Consider the following 16,022-nt stretch of genomic DNA (forward strand, 5'->3'; position numbering starts at 1 on the left):
ACCCCCGGCAGGAGTGTCCTGGTTTTTAGAGTGAGAAGAGAGGAATTTCAGGCACAAAAAAACCGCCTCTTGGGCGGTTTCAGTGGTTTAGGCGCAATAACCCAAACTAGGAATACATAGGCTAATATGCCCCCATTTCATTTGCAAGCTCTTTTCTGAACATTGCTTGAGCGCATTTTTCATATCCCATCAGTGTGTTTCGAATACAGTCGATATGCTCTTGCCAACGTGACCAGTGTTTTTGATGATACAGAGTCCGCTTTTTCTTAAAACCATCGCTGTACTCATTCTTTTGCTCGCAATCGTAATCTACCAGCAAAGAGATGAGATGCGCTTTGTCGGTTGGTGGTACATAACTTGGGCCTTCTGCAGTGCTTGTTACTGAGGCGCCAGAAGCCAATTCCAAAGCAATACCACCAGCAATGAATGGCACGATCACAGCAAACTTATCGAAAGTCCGTCGTTGAATCAGCACATCATTCACCAAGCAGTTGGTGAGTACCCAATCGTTCATCAATGTGGTGAGCAGTCGTTCCCGGTTCTGCTTCGCATTCCAGCCAGGTGATGCGTACGCAAAGTAACACCAATCAGCAACGTGACGTTGTCGCTTTTCGATTCTGTCTAAAGCAGCAAGCACTTTGGCCCCATCCAGCTTGGAGCCAATTTCCCGATCGGCAGCGCCAAATCCGCCACCGCCAACACCTGAGTTATAGTTGGCTTTTACACCTTCGGTCGCTAATGCAATCGCTGCGGCCATTGGCCAACGTTCTATCTGAACGACTAAGCCCATATATCACCTCACTGATAAATAACTGTTCAAAAAAACAGTATATCTGAGACTAAAAAAGACTACCTAAAAGTTGCGGAGTAGTTCAGGGAAGTGCACACATTCGTGATGTTTCTTTAAAATATCAACTTCGTGTGTTTGGAACTAGCTCAATGACCGAAGATATTGAACAAAACCCTATAAGAACGGAAATTTATTCGCTAAACTTATGAACTTTCATTGAATTGACTGGTTCCGATTCGCTAAAAGTTGCTGATTAGTGTCAGAAGGTTTATACAAAAAACCATAATCTAAAAATGGCAACCATTTCGAATCAAATCCAACCATTTTTAGCGCTTATTTTATTGATTTAAAAATACTTACTAATGTATCTGCACGATCCTGCCCACAATGACAGTAGTTCTGAATCTCGAAAGACGACTCAACGGATAGTACAATATTCGTTTCTTTAAGTATGTTTAAGTTGTCTTCACCGGATTGTACACTGCGTCTGATTAAATTGGATTTGATCAATTCAGCTTCTTGCTGTGATAAATTAGAAGCAACTATCTGTCTAGTTGCGTGGCCGTTAAACTTCAAATATTTTTCGACTAAAGGTCTCTGACGCTTTTGAGCCTTTGCCCAAGCCAAACTTTTTTTGGCATTTTCCGGCCACTGTGTCTTCGCCGCATAGTACACCGAACCATCCTCGAACTTCTCGAGAAAGACTGAATGCTCGCGAATCGATACTTCCGAAGGTAACTTCATAATAACATCCTCATTTTTCATAAATTCAAACCAGTGAGGAAAATTTTCCTCTGCCTGTTATATATAACAAAATAGTTTCGGTTGTGTTTTCTGATGGGCTGTCGCCAGTCAACGCCGAAAGTAAGCTTAAATCTGTATCCGGAATTTGTTAACCACTACACACCACCGTGCACTGAGAATGTGATCTGTACTGCTTACCTCTTGAACGCTTTATTATGTCCCCTTACACTAAAACAAACTTTCTTGACCCAAATTTTTCTAATGTCCAGATATGACATAGACACAACCGAGACTCAATACCAACCAGGTTCAAACGATCAGGTTCTCCTTAACGAACTGGAGATCACAGACGTCAATGAGATGGACGATGCCGAAGCATTCCTTCTAATGAAACTTTATGAGAAAGTTTTTTCAGATGATGCACCTACGTTTCAATTAAGTTTTCAAACAATTATTGATTGGCACAGACAATGGCTAGGTAACGTCTACACTTGGGCTGGGAAAATTAGAAATGTTAGGATGTGGAAAAGTGATTTCGAGTTTGCAGCCCCTCTGCAAATTGAACGTATAATTCGAGAATTTGAAAGAGACTACTTATCTCAGTCCCTGAATATTGCGGATTTCAGTAAAGAAGAGCTTGTCTCTTTCCTTGCTCAAAGTCACGTTGAATTTATCTTGATCCACCCTTTCCGAGAAGGAAACGGAAGAATCAGTAGACTGCTAATGGACTACATAAGTGTAGAAGCCGGGTATGGCCTTTTAGACTATTCGTTGTGGGACAAACATAAGGAATACTATATCTGCTCCATACACGCTGGTCACTGTGGTGATTACCAGCATATGGAGCGTCTAGTTCGGGACATCTTAGATAGCTAACGTTAGAGAATCATACTTACGTTTATCGGCTTTCAACTTGCGTTCGATAGACTTTACAGACTTACCTGTCTCAATAGCCGTGGAACTTGCAACAGAACGAAAGATCATAGACTTAGTTACTTTTTTCTTTTCAACTTTCATATGGAAACACCCATGTCTGCTAGACCTTTTTTTATCTTAAATCAACACTAAAACATTTTCAATACAAACACTTCTTCCCAAATCATTTTAACTCCCAAATAACTTTAAATAGCTCTTACCAATCATTCTCATCTGGCTAATCTAGGTCGTCAAATGAAATCCTCTTTAGATATGAAGGATCTCACGTGACTTCGAGCTACTCTCATCAACATACATCAAACTAACGCCCCGAATTCCAGCGCCCTCTTAATCGTCTGCTTCACATAAAACAACTGGCTACCATGCCGCGCTTCCCACTCTCTCGGGTCATGATGAAACCGGTGGTGTTCATCTGCAGCCAGCGGTATGGTGAAAAGGTCATGCGTTTTACCGCCCATATTGCCCTCACCATGGCCTATCAGTTTGTGAGCAACTACATCTTCGGTCGCTAAAACTATCGCTGTGGCCATCGGCCAACGTTCTATCTGAACTACTAGGCCCATTACGCACCTCATAAAGATTACTGTTCAAAAAGACAGTATACCTGAGGTTAAAACAAGCCACCCGAAATTAGGGGGAGTGCTTCAGGGAGGCCATATTGAAAGATTGTCAGTAGTGAAAATACATTCAATGTTACTCGCAAAAACTACTTTCCTCATAAAGCGGGAATTTGGCGGGCTTTCTATAAGTTACATTTGGAACTCGCCTCACCTCACCAGTATTCGTGTAGGCATATATGCCTAAAGTACAGCCATCAGGAACTGCTTCAATTCTAGCTATATATTTAGTTCCCATCTTTGGTTCGAAAGTTACGTAAACTCTACAAAAAGCATATCCCGATAAATTATTTCCGTAGATATTATATCCAAAAGAAAAAGATAGAGGAGAATCTGCAGCAACCTTTAGATCCAAACTTTCACCGTGCTCAATAGTTTGGGTTATTCGCCTACCTTCACAAGTTTCTGCACCCTTAAATATTGAAACACCACCAACACCAATACCTTCATTTTCAAAAGTAACTTCTGTCACAGGACCTGACGTTGGTTCTTTGTACGAAATAGGCCTTATTGCACAAGATGACAAAAAAATTGAAATGACTACTAATAAATACTTCAAAATATTTTTCCTTACTTAAATAAAATACAATGGGTTAATTAACATCAATAAATTATATATTTATAATCACTTGTGCAAAGTTACACAGCCCAAAAACTCACCACAATAGAAAAAACAACAACAAATATACTTATTATTGCCAGAGAAATAGAATTGATAAAAATGCAAACTATCCTCTAAATCCGCAATAGTTTTCTAAAATCGTTCCAAACTACTAGTGAAAACCGTCCTTGCTCTTTCGACTACTCTTTATATTCAATGACTTTCCTGTAATTAGAATAATCTCTCCATTCTACAACCGCTCCGGCCGCATTAGTAAAAGAAACTCTTGTATCTGCGGCCATCATCGATCGCTTTTTTTGCTTACGGTAGCTTGTAGTAGTCAAAAGTATATCCAATTTCACAACATGACTATATGATACTACGTGCATCTAAAAATAAATATACTTGACTTCACATAACAGTTGTTACTTGAAGGCTCCCATTAAACAACGTCAGCCCTGATGATTGAATAGCCACCACTTATAGCTCTTCCCTGATTGAATAGTATTCTTAGGTATGTGCTGGCTTTATCGAATTCATATCCTTTAAATTAACGCCCCCAACTCCAATGCCCTCTTCATCGTCTGCTTCACATAAAACAACTGGCTACCATGCCGCGCTTCCCAACCTTTCGGGTCATCATGAAACCGGCGGTGTTCATCGGCTGCCAGCGGTATGGTGAACAGATCATGCGTTTTACCGCCCATCTTTCCTTCACCATGGCCTATCAGGTGGTGGGCCTCTACGCCTTCGATTTTGCCAGTGATCACACATGGTAGTGAGCGAACAAACTGCAGATACTTTTCACTGTGCCAGGTCAGTTCTTTGGGTCTGGCCATAAACATCGCTGGTGGCTCAGGGTCGATCGTCAGGCTTATGGCTTTTACTCGGCTATCGATTACGGCTTTGCCGTTGTCCGCAAATCGTTCATCACTCTCGCGGCGTGGTGACAGTTTAGTACCTGGCGTATTTCGTTTGGTACCAAGCAATTCGGAAATAACCGAATCCGGCAGGTGATCGTAAACATCATTGAGAATGCCCCACCAGCCAAGCTCTTGTAATGACACTGCCCGGCCCTGCTCCAGGCGCAGCTGCTGGCGCACTCGCTCCAGCGAAAACAACATCACGTTTCTTTCCGCCAGTTCGATGCATCGCTCACTTGGCATATCGCGGTACTGGTTATCGTGATGCCAGCACAGCCGAACGATGCCGTGGCCGCACTCCAGCACCGTCAGGTTCTGATCGCAATATTCGCCATCAGATAGCTGGCAATGAGGAATGCGCTCAACCCAGTGACGAAAATCACCCAACCGGCGCCGCACGGTTGGATCAGTAAAGAACTCGATCAATCGCGCATCACCAGCCAGAGAGTTCGAACTATCCGGAGATACCGGACGGCTGAGTTTTCCGCTTGGTACATTCACCAGCTCATCAGGCAGAGGCATGACCACCAGCCGGTTACCCTGACTCATTTTGGCCAGCTCACTGAGCAGTGTTTTGCCAGGTTTGAACATCATCAAACCAAGATCTGATTGCAGAAAAGGCTGTAACACTAGCATTGGTAAGTCACCGACAGCCCGATATCCATAGCTAGGTCATGCTCCATCAGCGCACCTTTCGAACTTTCCCATCCGCTGAGCATGTAAATGGAATCCGATACTTGCACCATCGGCAGACAAATCTGCATGTATTCGTGATGCTCTAAGCCGTCCGGCAGAATGGCAGGGTTCAGCACTGTAAACCCCTCGTCACGTAACTCATCCGCTTTGGCGTGAAACGCCGGCTTATTGAATTCTGGTAACCCGGTCATCGGGCCGGCAATATAAACTGTCTTCAACGAAGTGCCCTCTCTAATGTTTCTATGGCCTGACCTGATTTGATCATGTCGCCGGTAAAGCGCAGTACCGACCAGCCTTTCAATACCGCCGCATTGTATTTCTCACAGTCAGCCTGATAACCCTTGGCGCGGTTATGACGCCCATTGGCCCAGGTACCGCCCTCCACCTCAATAGCTAACCGCCGATCAGGGTATGCAAAATCAAACCGCCACTTGCGGGTTTCATGAAAACGGTATTCCGCTACAGGCATCGCCAGCTTCACCGCCCGTATATGGGTTAACAGCAACGCTTCCAACTGACTCATGACGCCACCGCCTTGAGGTGCCCGGTATCAATCAGCTTTTTGCGTAACCACATTTCACCCTTACCGGTGATCATCGCCGTATGGCTGATGCGCGTCCGTGAGTTGGTTTCGTAAGTGCCTTGCTTCACCGTGAAATACCCACGTTCAACGTATTCTTGATACGGCAGGTTGTAAGACGTGCCCCGGCTGATGAAAATCTTCTGCTCGCGCAGGATTCGAAATATGGTGACCGGCCCCAGTCCCACCGCTTTGGCAAAGTGACTGAGTAACACGCCCTTATCTGCGCCAGCGACCGCATCAGCAAACTCCGCCTTTGGTGCGGCCAGTGCCAGTTGCTGCGTTTTACTCTCCAGCTCTTTGGCCTGATTCGCGGCCAGTTGCAGGGCTTCCGCAAATGACGATGGCAATGTCGGGTTACTTTTCTCAAGCTCTTGCCACCTGTCGACCACAGCTGCGGTAAATTCCGGAGAGAGCCGGGCCACTACCACCAGTGAATCGCGTTTACTTAGCTCGAAGTAATCAAACCATTGGCCGCGGTACTCAAATTTTAGTGGCTCAATTTGAGCGGCTAAAACCTGACCATCAATCAACGCCCGAATCACCCGCAGAACGTTCTTATGATCTTTTCCGGTCAGTGACGCTATTTCGCGGCTGCTCATGGTCATTTCAGTATGGGTACTTAATCCAAACATGCTCATCCCTCTAACCAAATCTTGTGTGAATACCCGGTAGGCTCGCAGCTCTGCACGACAAACTTGTCCGCCGCTCTTTTGGCTTTGCGGAGTAATACCGCCAGCTCACACACATCCACGCCCAATTCAGTACAAACCCGTTCCGTGGTCCAAACGCGCTTGTGGCTATCCACCAACTGCACCAAGTCCCGTTCACTCGCCATCCAGCCTCCCCAGCTCGTTGATCAAGCATTCACGCTCGGCCATCAGCGATTTGATTTTCTTCTCCGATGACTTGGCCGCTTCCTGCGAAGCCGGTGATTTGCGTTGCTGGAACGAAATCAGCGCCGCGTTCTCGTTGTTGATGTCGATTTCAAGCTGATGGATCTGACGTTTGATAACCTCTCGTTCGTCATCGTTGGATGCCTGCTGTGATGGCGGGACCTGAGCGGCGTAGCCCTTGTCCTGCTCCTTGCAAAGCCATGAATGCACAAACCGCTTGATTCCAGAGAGCGTTTTCTGCCGAGTCGGGTTCGCCTGGCACCAGCCGATCATGTTGCGCAGTTGCTGGGCGATATCCACCGCCGGATACAGCTCTCGTAGCTCGAACAACTCCGATTGGGTCACCGCATGCACCTGGTGTTTTCCCTTGAGCGGGATTTTGAACAAAACAGGATCTTCCGGCTGGCTGGTTTCGAGCTGGCTCGGAACAAGATCTTTTCCTGATGGTTCTATTGGTGGATCTATTGATGGTTTATAGCCGGATTCCGACCTACCCCCAGCCGGGATCTGACCTACCCCCTCGGGTTGTTTCGTCTGTTCGAATTTCGAATGTTCGACTTTTGAACGGACGAAATTCGACTGTTCAAAATCCGTCTGTTCATCTGCTGTCTTTCTCAGCAGTAAAACCGGCAATTGATACTGATTATTCGATCGCACTAAACGCCCAGTGTCTGCCTTCTTGAATTGGTTCTTCTTGGCAATCCAACCACCCGCTTCCAGCTTCTTCAACGTCGCTTTTACGGTTGTTGGCGATACACCGCTCTTTCTGGCAATGGTATCGATGGACGGCCAGCACAGGCCTCTATCATCAGAATGATCCGCCAGGCAAAGCATCACCAACTTATCCGAGCCTTTAAACAACGGGATATCCCATACATAGCTCATCACTTTTACCGACATGACGCCTCCTTAAAGCCCAGTGCCAGGCGCCATAACTTCGGCATGGCATAAGGTCTGCGTACCGCGATAAATTGTGTTGTCGAGCTTTCATCGGTGTGCTGGACATTTTTCGCCACCGAACACCGGTTGCGCTCATGCAGCGGAGCAAATATCGCCTCTTCCAATGTCATACCACGCTTGTTCACGCGGTGGCTCAGCGTTGATTCACTGATCCCATACGCCGCGCCGATACTCTTCAGCCCTTTTAAGCCGTTGTATTCGTGTACCACTGACATTATTCCACCTCTTCTTTTTTCAACGTCCAGAACGCCGGGCGTTGAATGCGGTTGCCCCGATCCCAACAAACCCAGGCGTATTCGGAGTTATCACTGCCGCCATGAACGAACGATGGACGTGGCGTGAGAATGAGCAAATTGGTCCAGGGAAACTTGCGCCAGAAATCAGCGCGGGTCTTACTGCCAAGCATCGAGAGCCGCAGCAGAAAGCACATCGTGCCGTCATGCGCCAGATCACGGGTCATTGCCGTTGCGATAAACTCCAGCGCTAGGCTGAAGGGCGGATTGGTGATAATCACATCAGCACTCATGTCTTTGCCCGGGTTCAGGTAGTCGATGCCTTCCGCCAGCTCGGCGTATTTGATGACATGTCCTTCAGGCAACTCGTTTGTCACCCGGCCGTCACCGCGACAAGGCTCAGCAATCACATCCCCTTCGCGAAACTCAATGCAGTCCAGCAGCGCTTTTACACACCAGGAAGGCGTAGGATAAAAGTCCCGTTCAATCCGTTCCTTAGCCATACGTCCTCCCCTCATTGACCACCATGCACAAACCTTGCTGGTGGTTCTCTAATCGTGTACTTAGTGTTATTCTCTTCATCACTGCTTCTCCGAAGTGGTATGTGAAAATTCCTCGCAAGGTTTTTCACCCGGCTTTAGACCGTTGCCGCGGTTTAAAGCCAACTTATCCAATTTCTTCAGCTCGTTTTCACAGAGCGTTTTCAAATTCCGCACCTGGTCGTACTCAAAGCGATCGGTTTCCTGCCCCATGCTGGTGGCCACGCGACAAGAGTTTGAGGTCAACGCCCCCATTTGCTCGACGGTTATCCAAAAGGCTTGTGTTTTCATCTTGCCTCCGAATACAGCGCGTCCAACTTCAACATGAACGCTTCAAACGTGGCCTGATACTCTTGTTTAAGGCACGATATGACTCGCCTCTCTTGCTCATCAAACACACCATCGGCTTTCGCTTCTTCAATGGTTTTGTCCAACAGCCCTTTCACCGCATTGAGGTGAAGGTGACAATCAAACATATCCACGCTGTCGAGTTCCGCGAGGTTTGGCCGCCCGACTACCATGCTGTTCACACGGTGTGCAAAGTACTCAGCCACAAACGGCGTGTGTGTCAGGTCAGCCATTTCCACCAGCTCATCCACATTGAAGAAGCGAGATCCTTTCTTTTCGTATAAGTGGTTATTGAAGCTATCAACCGACATCCCCAGCACCGCCGCGACCGTTTCTTTGCCACCGGTGACGCCAGCGATCGTTTTGTTCACCATTTCTTTTTTGTTCACCATCTGCTCCTTGGTTTGGTGGTTAACGAACTAAATCTTTGGAGCTATTCTCTGACTGAGGTTCTGGAAACACGTCACCAAACGTACATTCAGCTCCTAATTGATTGAGCGCCTTGACTATCTTCCAACACATCTCGACGTTTATATTGCGAATGCCAGCTTCGTAATTGCCGATTGAGGACGGTGTTACTCCGACAGTTTTTGCCAGAAGTGCTTGGCTGACTTTCGCTTTGTTGCGGTACTCTGAAATTCTGTTCATGTAGTTTCCTCCAAGTGCAAAAGTACACGAAACGTGTTTTTATGTAAACACAAAAAGTGTGCATACAACCAACACGGAGCGTGTTAGTTTTATTCAATAGCGTGTTAATTTTTATGCCATGATGAAAAAAATCGAAGTAGGACTGAGACTTAAGCAACTCAGAGAAGCCAAAGGCTTTAGCCAGAGAGCCCTAGCCACTAAATGTGGATGGGGACCTTCGCGCATCAGTAACTACGAGTCAGGGATCAGAAGCATTAACTTGGATGATGCTGAAACGATCGCCAAGGCTTTGAGTATTCCTCCACAAACCTTATTGTTTGGCAGTGTGGAAAACTCAGACAAACCACCAGAGGGAAATGCCGAGATTCTTGGAAATATGCAAGTTTGGGATAGCAAGACTCCGATCGGTGAAGACGAGGTGGCTGTACCATTCTTATCAGATATCAAACTATCCGCAGGCAACGGGTTTGTGAATGATTTAGAAAGTGACTATGGATTTCGCCTACGTTTCGCTAAATCAACCTTACGTCGCCACAATGTTGCTCCTGAAAATGCTGTATGCGTGGCCGTACATGGTGACAGCATGGAGCCTGTTCTCCCAAGTGGTTCAACTGTCGGCATCGATTGTGGAAACAAATCACTAGTGGATGGAAAAATCTTTGCTGTGAACCATAATGGTGAGCTTTTTATCAAGAAGTTATACCGATTACCCGGCGGTGGCCTCAGAGTATATAGCTTCAACGAGTTAGAATATCCAGCTCGCGAATACACTGAAGAACAAGTGCTGGAACAAAAAATCACTATCGTCGGACGAGTGTTCTGGTACTCGGTAATGTTGTAATTAGATAGTATCCAGTATTCTTAAAAGAGGCTTTGCCCATAAATATTGCCGATTGTGCACTCTTATTGTATTGAAATTAAAAGCTATATTCAGGGAATGAAAAAACGATGAAAACAAAAGCAGTATCCTTAGCTCTTGCCGTGTTAGCTACTGGTTGTACGTCAGTCAAATACAATGGTTCGCCCGATGTTAATGTAAGAAGAGTAGATTACCCGCCGGTTGGCCAAGAGATTACAGCGTATATCGGTGACCATTTGGTAAGCAAAGGTACAATCGCTGAAATGAATGTACTGAAGGTTAATCAAATGATGGAAAGTTTGCTTTATGATATTCCACCAAAGACATATGTACAGATTGGTTACGATAAGACTCAGGCGTTCTATTCTCCATCCGGTGTAATAAAAGCAGCATTAGCCGATCCGTATAAAGCCTTATCTGTCGATAACGGAAACGATCAAGAAGTTTGTGTTATCAGTGTGTTTGGTAATAAATCGTGTATAGAAGGCTACGGAAAATTTTCAGTTACAAAAGAGGCATCTTCATTTCAAGACAGTTTTCAACAGACTTTAATATACAGCGGTAAGGTTGGTAACAAAGTTAACATTAGCTACCGTGAATTTAGTAATAATTCAGCCCGGCCAGCGTTTAACAACGAAGCAGAGTATGACTTGTCTGAATCAAATGTAATTGGATACAAAGGTGCACTACTAGAAGTCATCCAGGCAAATAACACCAGTATCACCTACAAGTTGATCAAGAACTTTCGCGATTAACCCAACGTCCCATTCCCAAATACCTTGTAAGCCGCCGTTTGGCGGTTTTTTTACATCTCGAGCAAATGAGTTCACATTTCGTGTTGACACCAAAAACACGTTTCGTGTACATTTTAAATACACGAAACGTGAACATTAAGTATTTGCTCTTTAACAAACTGAACCATGAACGACTACCCGGTAATCCGGTTAGGTCACTCCGAGTATTCCAGTGACGGAGGACAGAAATTCACTGACACAAATTCGGCTTTGGTAACAGAGCCAATTTGAAACGCCTTTGGTGGTCGGACAGTGGACTAAGGAATATGCCGACAAAGCCTAATGAAACTGCATCAGAGGCGTTTCAAATTTGATGGACGGTACTTTAGTGAGTGGCCGGATCGTTTCTTTTAACTCGGTGTGTTTCTAGATAGCCAGCCACTCAACTTAAGCATCTGCCTTGAGGCAAGCTCAACAAAGACGGTGTCGATGATATGAACGTAAGCCGCGCCTTTACCGGAAGATGAAGCCCGGGGGTTCTATCCCAACCCCGGGACGTAGACGGTCGTCAATATTCTATCGGAATGAGCCGGTTATCCAGTCCGGTGATCATTATGACCAGCGGAAAGACGCGAATCGTGCAAAGGCTGAAAAGTCCGAACACTTCAGGTGGCAGGTTTAACCTGTCATTTTGAGAGTGGCTTGTGCCGAGGTGACAGGCCATTCCCAAAATATGTTTACCACTGCAACACTTCGCCCAGTTCTCTGGGCTTCTTTTTGGAGATCTAAAATGCCAAATCTTGATCGTCAAGAACAGCAGAAATGGATTCACGCCAACGATGCCTGGGAGTCCAAACGCGCAAAAGAGGCCCGGCGGATGTGCGTGGTTTCAGTCATTACTTTTCTGTCTATCGCGCTTATCGCGTTCCATTAACCAGGGAGAACCCCATGTCAAAGCAAGAAGCAGGCAACCTCAGCCTAGAGGATCGCACCACCAACTTTCCCAAACTAATGCAAGAGCTGGACGGTGGGGTTATCTCCAACGTTGTTGGCCTTGCCATGTCCAACGTCGCCCGGGCGGTGTCTTACGCCGACAAACAAGGCAACGTAAAGATGGACCTGAAACTCAAGCCAATGGGTACTAATAACGAAATGGTCGAAATCACCGTCAATATGTCGGTGAAAGAGCCCAAAACCGGCTTTGGTACCAAGTCCGAAGACTTCCAGTACACCTCAATCGCCTACGTAGGCAAAGGCGGCAAGCTGACCTACGACCGACCTAAAGAAGACATTCACGGCCAGACCGCGATTGAAGATGGCATGCTGCGCGAAGTGCGCGGTTAACTCGCTCCCCTACTCATTTATTGCAAGAGAGAAAATACCAAATGGATAAATCAGCCATTCAACAAATCCAAGAATCCGCCAATGCTCCAGAGTTCCTGAAGCAGCTCGCTACTGCCGGATTTCCGGTCGCCGCATTGCCTGAATCGTTTTCACTGCATGACCTGGAAAAGTTCATGCCCAATCGCAACCAGTTCCGCGGAGTGATGCAGACAGCCAATATCGATGAGTTCGTGCGCTATCACGAAGAATACCAGCTTGAGGGCAACCAGTGCTTTATCGACGCTGAAAAAATGGCTGCGCTCACTATCTTTGACTTAGGTACCCAGTCACGCCCGGGGCACTGCAAACACCAGGCGAAACTGCTGCTTCGTAAAACATCAGCGTTCAATGCTCTGCTTAGCGTCAATGAGCAGCGCCAAGGCCAAAAGAAACTGGCTGAATGGGTGGAAGATTACGGTGATTTCATTCAAGTCTTTTCCACGACGGGTGAGCTCATTGAAAACTCGGTTGCATCCGCTGCGATTCGCAACATGAAGTTTGAAGCCAAAAGCGGCCGTGAATCGAATGTGGACGACTTTAGCCACCACCAGTCTGAATACGAGTCGATCGCGGTCCGGACGAAAGAAGAGTTTCCGATGCCGGCCGTATTCAAGTTCACGTGTGAACCTTACCTGGGCCTCGCTGCTCGCGTGTTCGAAATGCGCATGAGCACCATCGGGAATGAAACCCTGGTACTGCGTATCAAGAAACTGGAGCAGCATGAAGAAGAAATGGGCGAAGAGTTCCAGGCTAAGCTGCAGGAGACATTCAAAACCGAAGACATCGAAATTGAGCTCTTCATTGGCTCGTTCATTTACTAAGTGATCATCGCGCCCTCAACCGAGGGCGCATCTTGCGAGGAATTATCCATGGCGGCAACCATCGATACCCAATTCGGGAAAGTTACCACTTCGGCCCCCTACTTCAGCCACCAGCTCGCGTGTCAGGTACATAACCTGACTCTCGTTAAGCCGGAAAATGTAAACAACGGCTGGGGCATCAGCCGGGAATGTCCGGCGAATATCTCACTCACCCCTGAATTTCTCACCATGTTCGCCCGGGACGCGGCGGCGGTAATGTAAGGAAGCAGAGACATGAATCAGGACGATATAAAAACAGCGGTTGAAGGCGTTATGTCTTTACGCCCCAAAGGAAAGCCATCCAGAACACTCGATAACGCGAAACGAGCGGCAACTCTGCAGCGTATGAGTGAACTCGAGTTTCAGAAGGAACTGGAGATGATCATGAACGGAGAAATCCCGGACTACGGCGCCTACTTCTTCAAGAAGTTTGACCCAACCAAAGGCGGTTCAAAAAACGTCCGCTTCAACCCATACAGCGGCGACCGTAAACCTTCAGCCTGATACTAGGCTGGCTACATTACCCATTTCTACAAGGCGCAACCAGCGCCTTTTTTCTTGCGAGGAATTCACGTGCTTTTACCCAATGAGATTATCGTTGATAACTTTGCCGGCGGTGGCGGCGCTTCAACAGGCATGGAGCTAGGGCTTAACCGTCACGTCGATATTGCCATTAACCATGATCCTGATGCTATCGATATGCACAAGGTCAATCACCCCGAAACTGAACACTACTGCGAATCAGTTTGGGACGTAGACCCGGTTGAAGCATGCGCTGGGCGTCCTGTCGGCCTAGCCTGGTTTTCACCGGACTGTAAGCACTTTTCAAAAGCCAAAGGCAACCGACCAGTAGATAAAAATATCCGCGGTCTCGCATGGGTGGCCGTTCGTTGGGCATCAATGGTACCGCTTCGGGTTTTCATGCTTGAGAACGTCGAAGAGTTCATGACTTGGGGGCCACTGCTTGAAGTCGAGCCAGGTAAGTGGAAACCCGACCCAAAACGCACAGGGGAAACCTTCAATGCGTTTGTCTCCGCACTGACAACAGGCCTGAAAAAGGATCATCCTGCATGGGTTGAAATTAAAGCCGCACTTGGCGACCAGTTTCCCTACGAAAAGCTTGAACAGGGACTTGGATACAAAATAGAACACCGCGTTCTGAGTGCTTGTGATTTCGGGGTCCCTACTATCCGGAAACGTTTCTTTCTGATCGCACGAAAAGATAATGCTGCTATACGTTGGCCAAGCCCTACCCATGGTCCGATTGGTTCCGGGCGACAACCATATCGAACCGCTGCAGATATCATAGACTGGTCCATTCCGGTTAAGTCTATCTTTGGCCGTAAAAAACCACTGGCCGAAAAAACAATGCAGCGTATTGCAAAAGGGTTGGAGCGATTCGTACTAAATGCCAAAAGCCCGTTCATTGTCAGTGAAGAAAACCAGACACCCTTCATCACCGAATGTGCTAATGCTTCCAGCCAAAGAAACATGCCTGCAGATGAGCCACTGCGTACCATTTGTGCGCAGGTGAAAGGTGGTCATTTTGCTTTAGTGACCGCTTTCATGACTAAGTTTCGTTCAGGAAGCCTTGGGTACGGTATTGATAGCCCCGTCCACACTATTACATCAGGTGGAGAGCAAAAACGACCAGGAACTGCCAATACACAAGCACTTGTTACAGCTTTTATGGCTAAGCACTACAGCGGCGTAACAGGTTCAGATCTAAAAGATCCGTTACATACAGTAACAACGACCGATCATAACGCTTTGGTTACCAGTCATATGCTCAAAATGCGCGGTAGTAATATCGGCCATGGTACAGACGAACCGGTGCACACAATATCAGCCGGCGGGTTCCATATCGGTGAGGTTCGGGCGTTTCTGCTCAAGTACTACGGTACCAACTACGGGCATTCTCTCGATCAGCCAGTGCAAACCATTACGACAAAGCACCGTTTTGGCCTGGTTACCGTTCGGGGTGAGCAATACCAAGTGATCGATATAGGTATGCGGATGCTTGAACCCCACGAATTATTCGCGGCACACGACTTCCCTGAGCACTACCAAATTTCTCATACAAGCAACGGCCAAAAGCGTTCGAAAGCCAATCAGGTTGCGAGAGTGGGTAATTCTGTCCCACCAACCATGGCGCAGGTGCTTTGTGAAGCTAACTTCGGCAAGCAGCCAGCGGCTATGGTCGCTTAAACATACAACTGAAGGCACATTGATGAAAACAAGAAATGACCATTCTACCTCCACACCAGAACCTGCCGCTCAAGTGGTACCACTGGCGAACATGGAAGGATGTAAAACGTTGCACGCTTACGCCATCAAACTTGAACGTGAGCGCGATGAGTTGGCCAGCCAGCTAACCACCATTATCGACAGCAAAGAAGCCAACCAGGTAAAAGACTGGGCTATCTGTGGTATCTGCACCAATTCCCTAGAAGGGTCTGAAGGCCGCAGAACCAGAATGGCCGTATTCGAGACGCACTATTACCAACGCATCAACGGGGCGCGCAGTTACCTGGCATCAATACAGTTCGAAGCTCCATAAGCCTATCTCGTCAACCACCATTTTGCTTGCGATTTGGTGGTTAACCCATCCCTGACTACACGCTATATAGGTCGAAGAAATGAATAGATCTCAAATTGCTATTGTCACGCTCAAA

24 protein-coding genes are annotated in these 16,022 nt (G+C 47.0%); 10 read left to right on the forward strand and 14 right to left on the reverse strand.

Annotated elements, in window-relative coordinates; translation table 11 throughout:
* Positions 1–121 precede the first annotated feature (121 nt).
* On the reverse strand, positions 122–790 hold the full coding sequence (locus J0X00_RS04925) for a hypothetical protein (protein ID WP_282476497.1): 669 nt from the start codon (positions 788–790) through the stop codon (positions 122–124).
* 333 nt (positions 791–1,123) lie between these two features.
* Positions 1,124–1,534 (reverse strand): hypothetical protein, encoded by a 411-nt coding sequence (locus J0X00_RS04930; RefSeq protein WP_282476498.1) that lies wholly within the window; start codon positions 1,532–1,534, stop codon positions 1,124–1,126.
* Positions 1,535–1,894: 360 nt separating this feature from the next.
* On the opposite strand from J0X00_RS04930, the gene J0X00_RS04935 reads away from it, so the two are divergent.
* On the forward strand, positions 1,895–2,410 hold the full coding sequence (locus J0X00_RS04935; RefSeq protein WP_282476499.1) for a Fic family protein: 516 nt from the start codon (positions 1,895–1,897) through the stop codon (positions 2,408–2,410).
* Positions 2,411–2,766: 356 nt separating this feature from the next.
* On the opposite strand, the gene J0X00_RS04940 is transcribed toward J0X00_RS04935, so the two are convergent.
* The 12 genes from J0X00_RS04940 to J0X00_RS04995 all read right to left on the reverse strand — a co-directional run bounded on the left by J0X00_RS04940 (position 2,767) and on the right by J0X00_RS04995 (position 9,511).
* Positions 2,767–3,033, reverse strand: a complete 267-nt coding sequence (locus J0X00_RS04940) for a DUF968 domain-containing protein (RefSeq protein ID WP_282476500.1) — start codon at positions 3,031–3,033, stop codon at positions 2,767–2,769.
* A gap of 130 nt (positions 3,034–3,163) precedes the next feature.
* Positions 3,164–3,646 (reverse strand): hypothetical protein, encoded by a 483-nt coding sequence (locus J0X00_RS04945; RefSeq protein ID WP_282476501.1) that lies wholly within the window; start codon positions 3,644–3,646, stop codon positions 3,164–3,166.
* A gap of 587 nt (positions 3,647–4,233) precedes the next feature.
* Positions 4,234–5,247: a DUF968 domain-containing protein gene (locus J0X00_RS04950; protein ID WP_282476502.1), complete on the reverse strand. Its 1,014-nt coding sequence runs from the start codon at positions 5,245–5,247 to the stop codon at positions 4,234–4,236.
* Positions 5,241–5,525: a DUF4406 domain-containing protein gene (locus J0X00_RS04955; protein ID WP_282476503.1), complete on the reverse strand. Its 285-nt coding sequence runs from the start codon at positions 5,523–5,525 to the stop codon at positions 5,241–5,243. The genes J0X00_RS04950 and J0X00_RS04955 overlap by 7 nt, the downstream gene beginning before the upstream one ends.
* Positions 5,522–5,830, reverse strand: coding sequence for a hypothetical protein (locus tag J0X00_RS04960; protein WP_136484689.1), 309 nt, complete (start codon positions 5,828–5,830; stop codon positions 5,522–5,524). The genes J0X00_RS04955 and J0X00_RS04960 overlap by 4 nt, the downstream gene beginning before the upstream one ends.
* A complete protein-coding gene (locus J0X00_RS04965) occupies positions 5,827–6,522 on the reverse strand; it encodes a phage antirepressor KilAC domain-containing protein (RefSeq protein ID WP_282476504.1) in 696 nt (231 codons plus the stop codon). The genes J0X00_RS04960 and J0X00_RS04965 overlap by 4 nt, the downstream gene beginning before the upstream one ends.
* A gap of 192 nt (positions 6,523–6,714) precedes the next feature.
* The gene (locus tag J0X00_RS04970) at positions 6,715–7,683 is read right to left on the reverse strand and encodes a helix-turn-helix domain-containing protein (RefSeq protein ID WP_282476505.1); all 969 of its coding nucleotides are present in this window, start codon (positions 7,681–7,683) and stop codon (positions 6,715–6,717) included.
* Positions 7,674–7,958 (reverse strand): hypothetical protein, encoded by a 285-nt coding sequence (locus J0X00_RS04975; protein WP_282476506.1) that lies wholly within the window; start codon positions 7,956–7,958, stop codon positions 7,674–7,676. Before J0X00_RS04975 ends, J0X00_RS04970 begins: the two co-directional genes overlap by 10 nt.
* Positions 7,958–8,479, reverse strand: a complete 522-nt coding sequence (locus J0X00_RS04980; RefSeq protein ID WP_282476507.1) for a DNA methyltransferase — start codon at positions 8,477–8,479, stop codon at positions 7,958–7,960. Before J0X00_RS04980 ends, J0X00_RS04975 begins: the two co-directional genes overlap by 1 nt.
* A 78-nt stretch (positions 8,480–8,557) precedes the next feature.
* Positions 8,558–8,806, reverse strand: a complete 249-nt coding sequence (locus J0X00_RS04985) for a hypothetical protein (RefSeq protein WP_282476508.1) — start codon at positions 8,804–8,806, stop codon at positions 8,558–8,560.
* Positions 8,803–9,255 carry a YmfL family putative regulatory protein gene (locus tag J0X00_RS04990; protein ID WP_282476509.1) on the reverse strand — a complete coding sequence of 151 codons (453 nt, stop codon included), beginning with the start codon at positions 9,253–9,255 and terminating at the stop codon, positions 8,803–8,805. Before J0X00_RS04990 ends, J0X00_RS04985 begins: the two co-directional genes overlap by 4 nt.
* Positions 9,256–9,274: 19 nt before the next feature.
* The gene (locus tag J0X00_RS04995; protein WP_282476510.1) at positions 9,275–9,511 is read right to left on the reverse strand and encodes a helix-turn-helix transcriptional regulator; all 237 of its coding nucleotides are present in this window, start codon (positions 9,509–9,511) and stop codon (positions 9,275–9,277) included.
* A 118-nt stretch (positions 9,512–9,629) separates the two neighbouring features.
* Between J0X00_RS04995 and J0X00_RS05000 the strand changes: the two genes are divergently transcribed.
* The 9 genes from J0X00_RS05000 (at position 9,630) to J0X00_RS05040 (ending at position 15,907) form a co-directional block, all read left to right on the forward strand.
* Positions 9,630–10,352, forward strand: a complete 723-nt coding sequence (locus J0X00_RS05000; protein ID WP_282476511.1) for a helix-turn-helix transcriptional regulator — start codon at positions 9,630–9,632, stop codon at positions 10,350–10,352.
* A gap of 107 nt (positions 10,353–10,459) precedes the next feature.
* Entirely contained in the window at positions 10,460–11,125 is a 666-nt protein-coding gene (locus J0X00_RS05005) for a hypothetical protein (RefSeq protein ID WP_282476512.1), read from the forward strand.
* A 769-nt stretch (positions 11,126–11,894) separates the two neighbouring features.
* Complete coding sequence (locus J0X00_RS05010) at positions 11,895–12,038, forward strand: hypothetical protein (RefSeq protein WP_282476513.1); 144 nt, start codon at positions 11,895–11,897, stop codon at positions 12,036–12,038.
* Between the two features lie 14 nt (positions 12,039–12,052).
* A complete protein-coding gene (locus tag J0X00_RS05015) occupies positions 12,053–12,448 on the forward strand; it encodes a hypothetical protein (RefSeq protein ID WP_282476514.1) in 396 nt (131 codons plus the stop codon).
* A 41-nt stretch (positions 12,449–12,489) separates the two neighbouring features.
* Entirely contained in the window at positions 12,490–13,308 is an 819-nt protein-coding gene (locus J0X00_RS05020; RefSeq protein WP_282476515.1) for a DUF2303 family protein, read from the forward strand.
* A 48-nt stretch (positions 13,309–13,356) separates the two neighbouring features.
* Positions 13,357–13,569 (forward strand): hypothetical protein, encoded by a 213-nt coding sequence (locus tag J0X00_RS05025; protein ID WP_282476516.1) that lies wholly within the window; start codon positions 13,357–13,359, stop codon positions 13,567–13,569.
* A 12-nt stretch (positions 13,570–13,581) separates the two neighbouring features.
* Positions 13,582–13,851, forward strand: a complete 270-nt coding sequence (locus J0X00_RS05030) for a hypothetical protein (protein ID WP_282476517.1) — start codon at positions 13,582–13,584, stop codon at positions 13,849–13,851.
* Positions 13,852–13,920: 69 nt separating this feature from the next.
* Positions 13,921–15,555, forward strand: a complete 1,635-nt coding sequence (locus tag J0X00_RS05035; RefSeq protein ID WP_282476518.1) for a DNA cytosine methyltransferase — start codon at positions 13,921–13,923, stop codon at positions 15,553–15,555.
* A gap of 22 nt (positions 15,556–15,577) precedes the next feature.
* Positions 15,578–15,907 (forward strand): hypothetical protein, encoded by a 330-nt coding sequence (locus tag J0X00_RS05040; RefSeq protein WP_282476519.1) that lies wholly within the window; start codon positions 15,578–15,580, stop codon positions 15,905–15,907.
* The last annotated feature ends 115 nt before the right edge of the window (positions 15,908–16,022 follow it).

This window comes from Vibrio sp. ABG19, assembly GCF_029962385.1.
GTDB lineage: Bacteria > Pseudomonadota > Gammaproteobacteria > Enterobacterales > Vibrionaceae > Vibrio > Vibrio ostreae.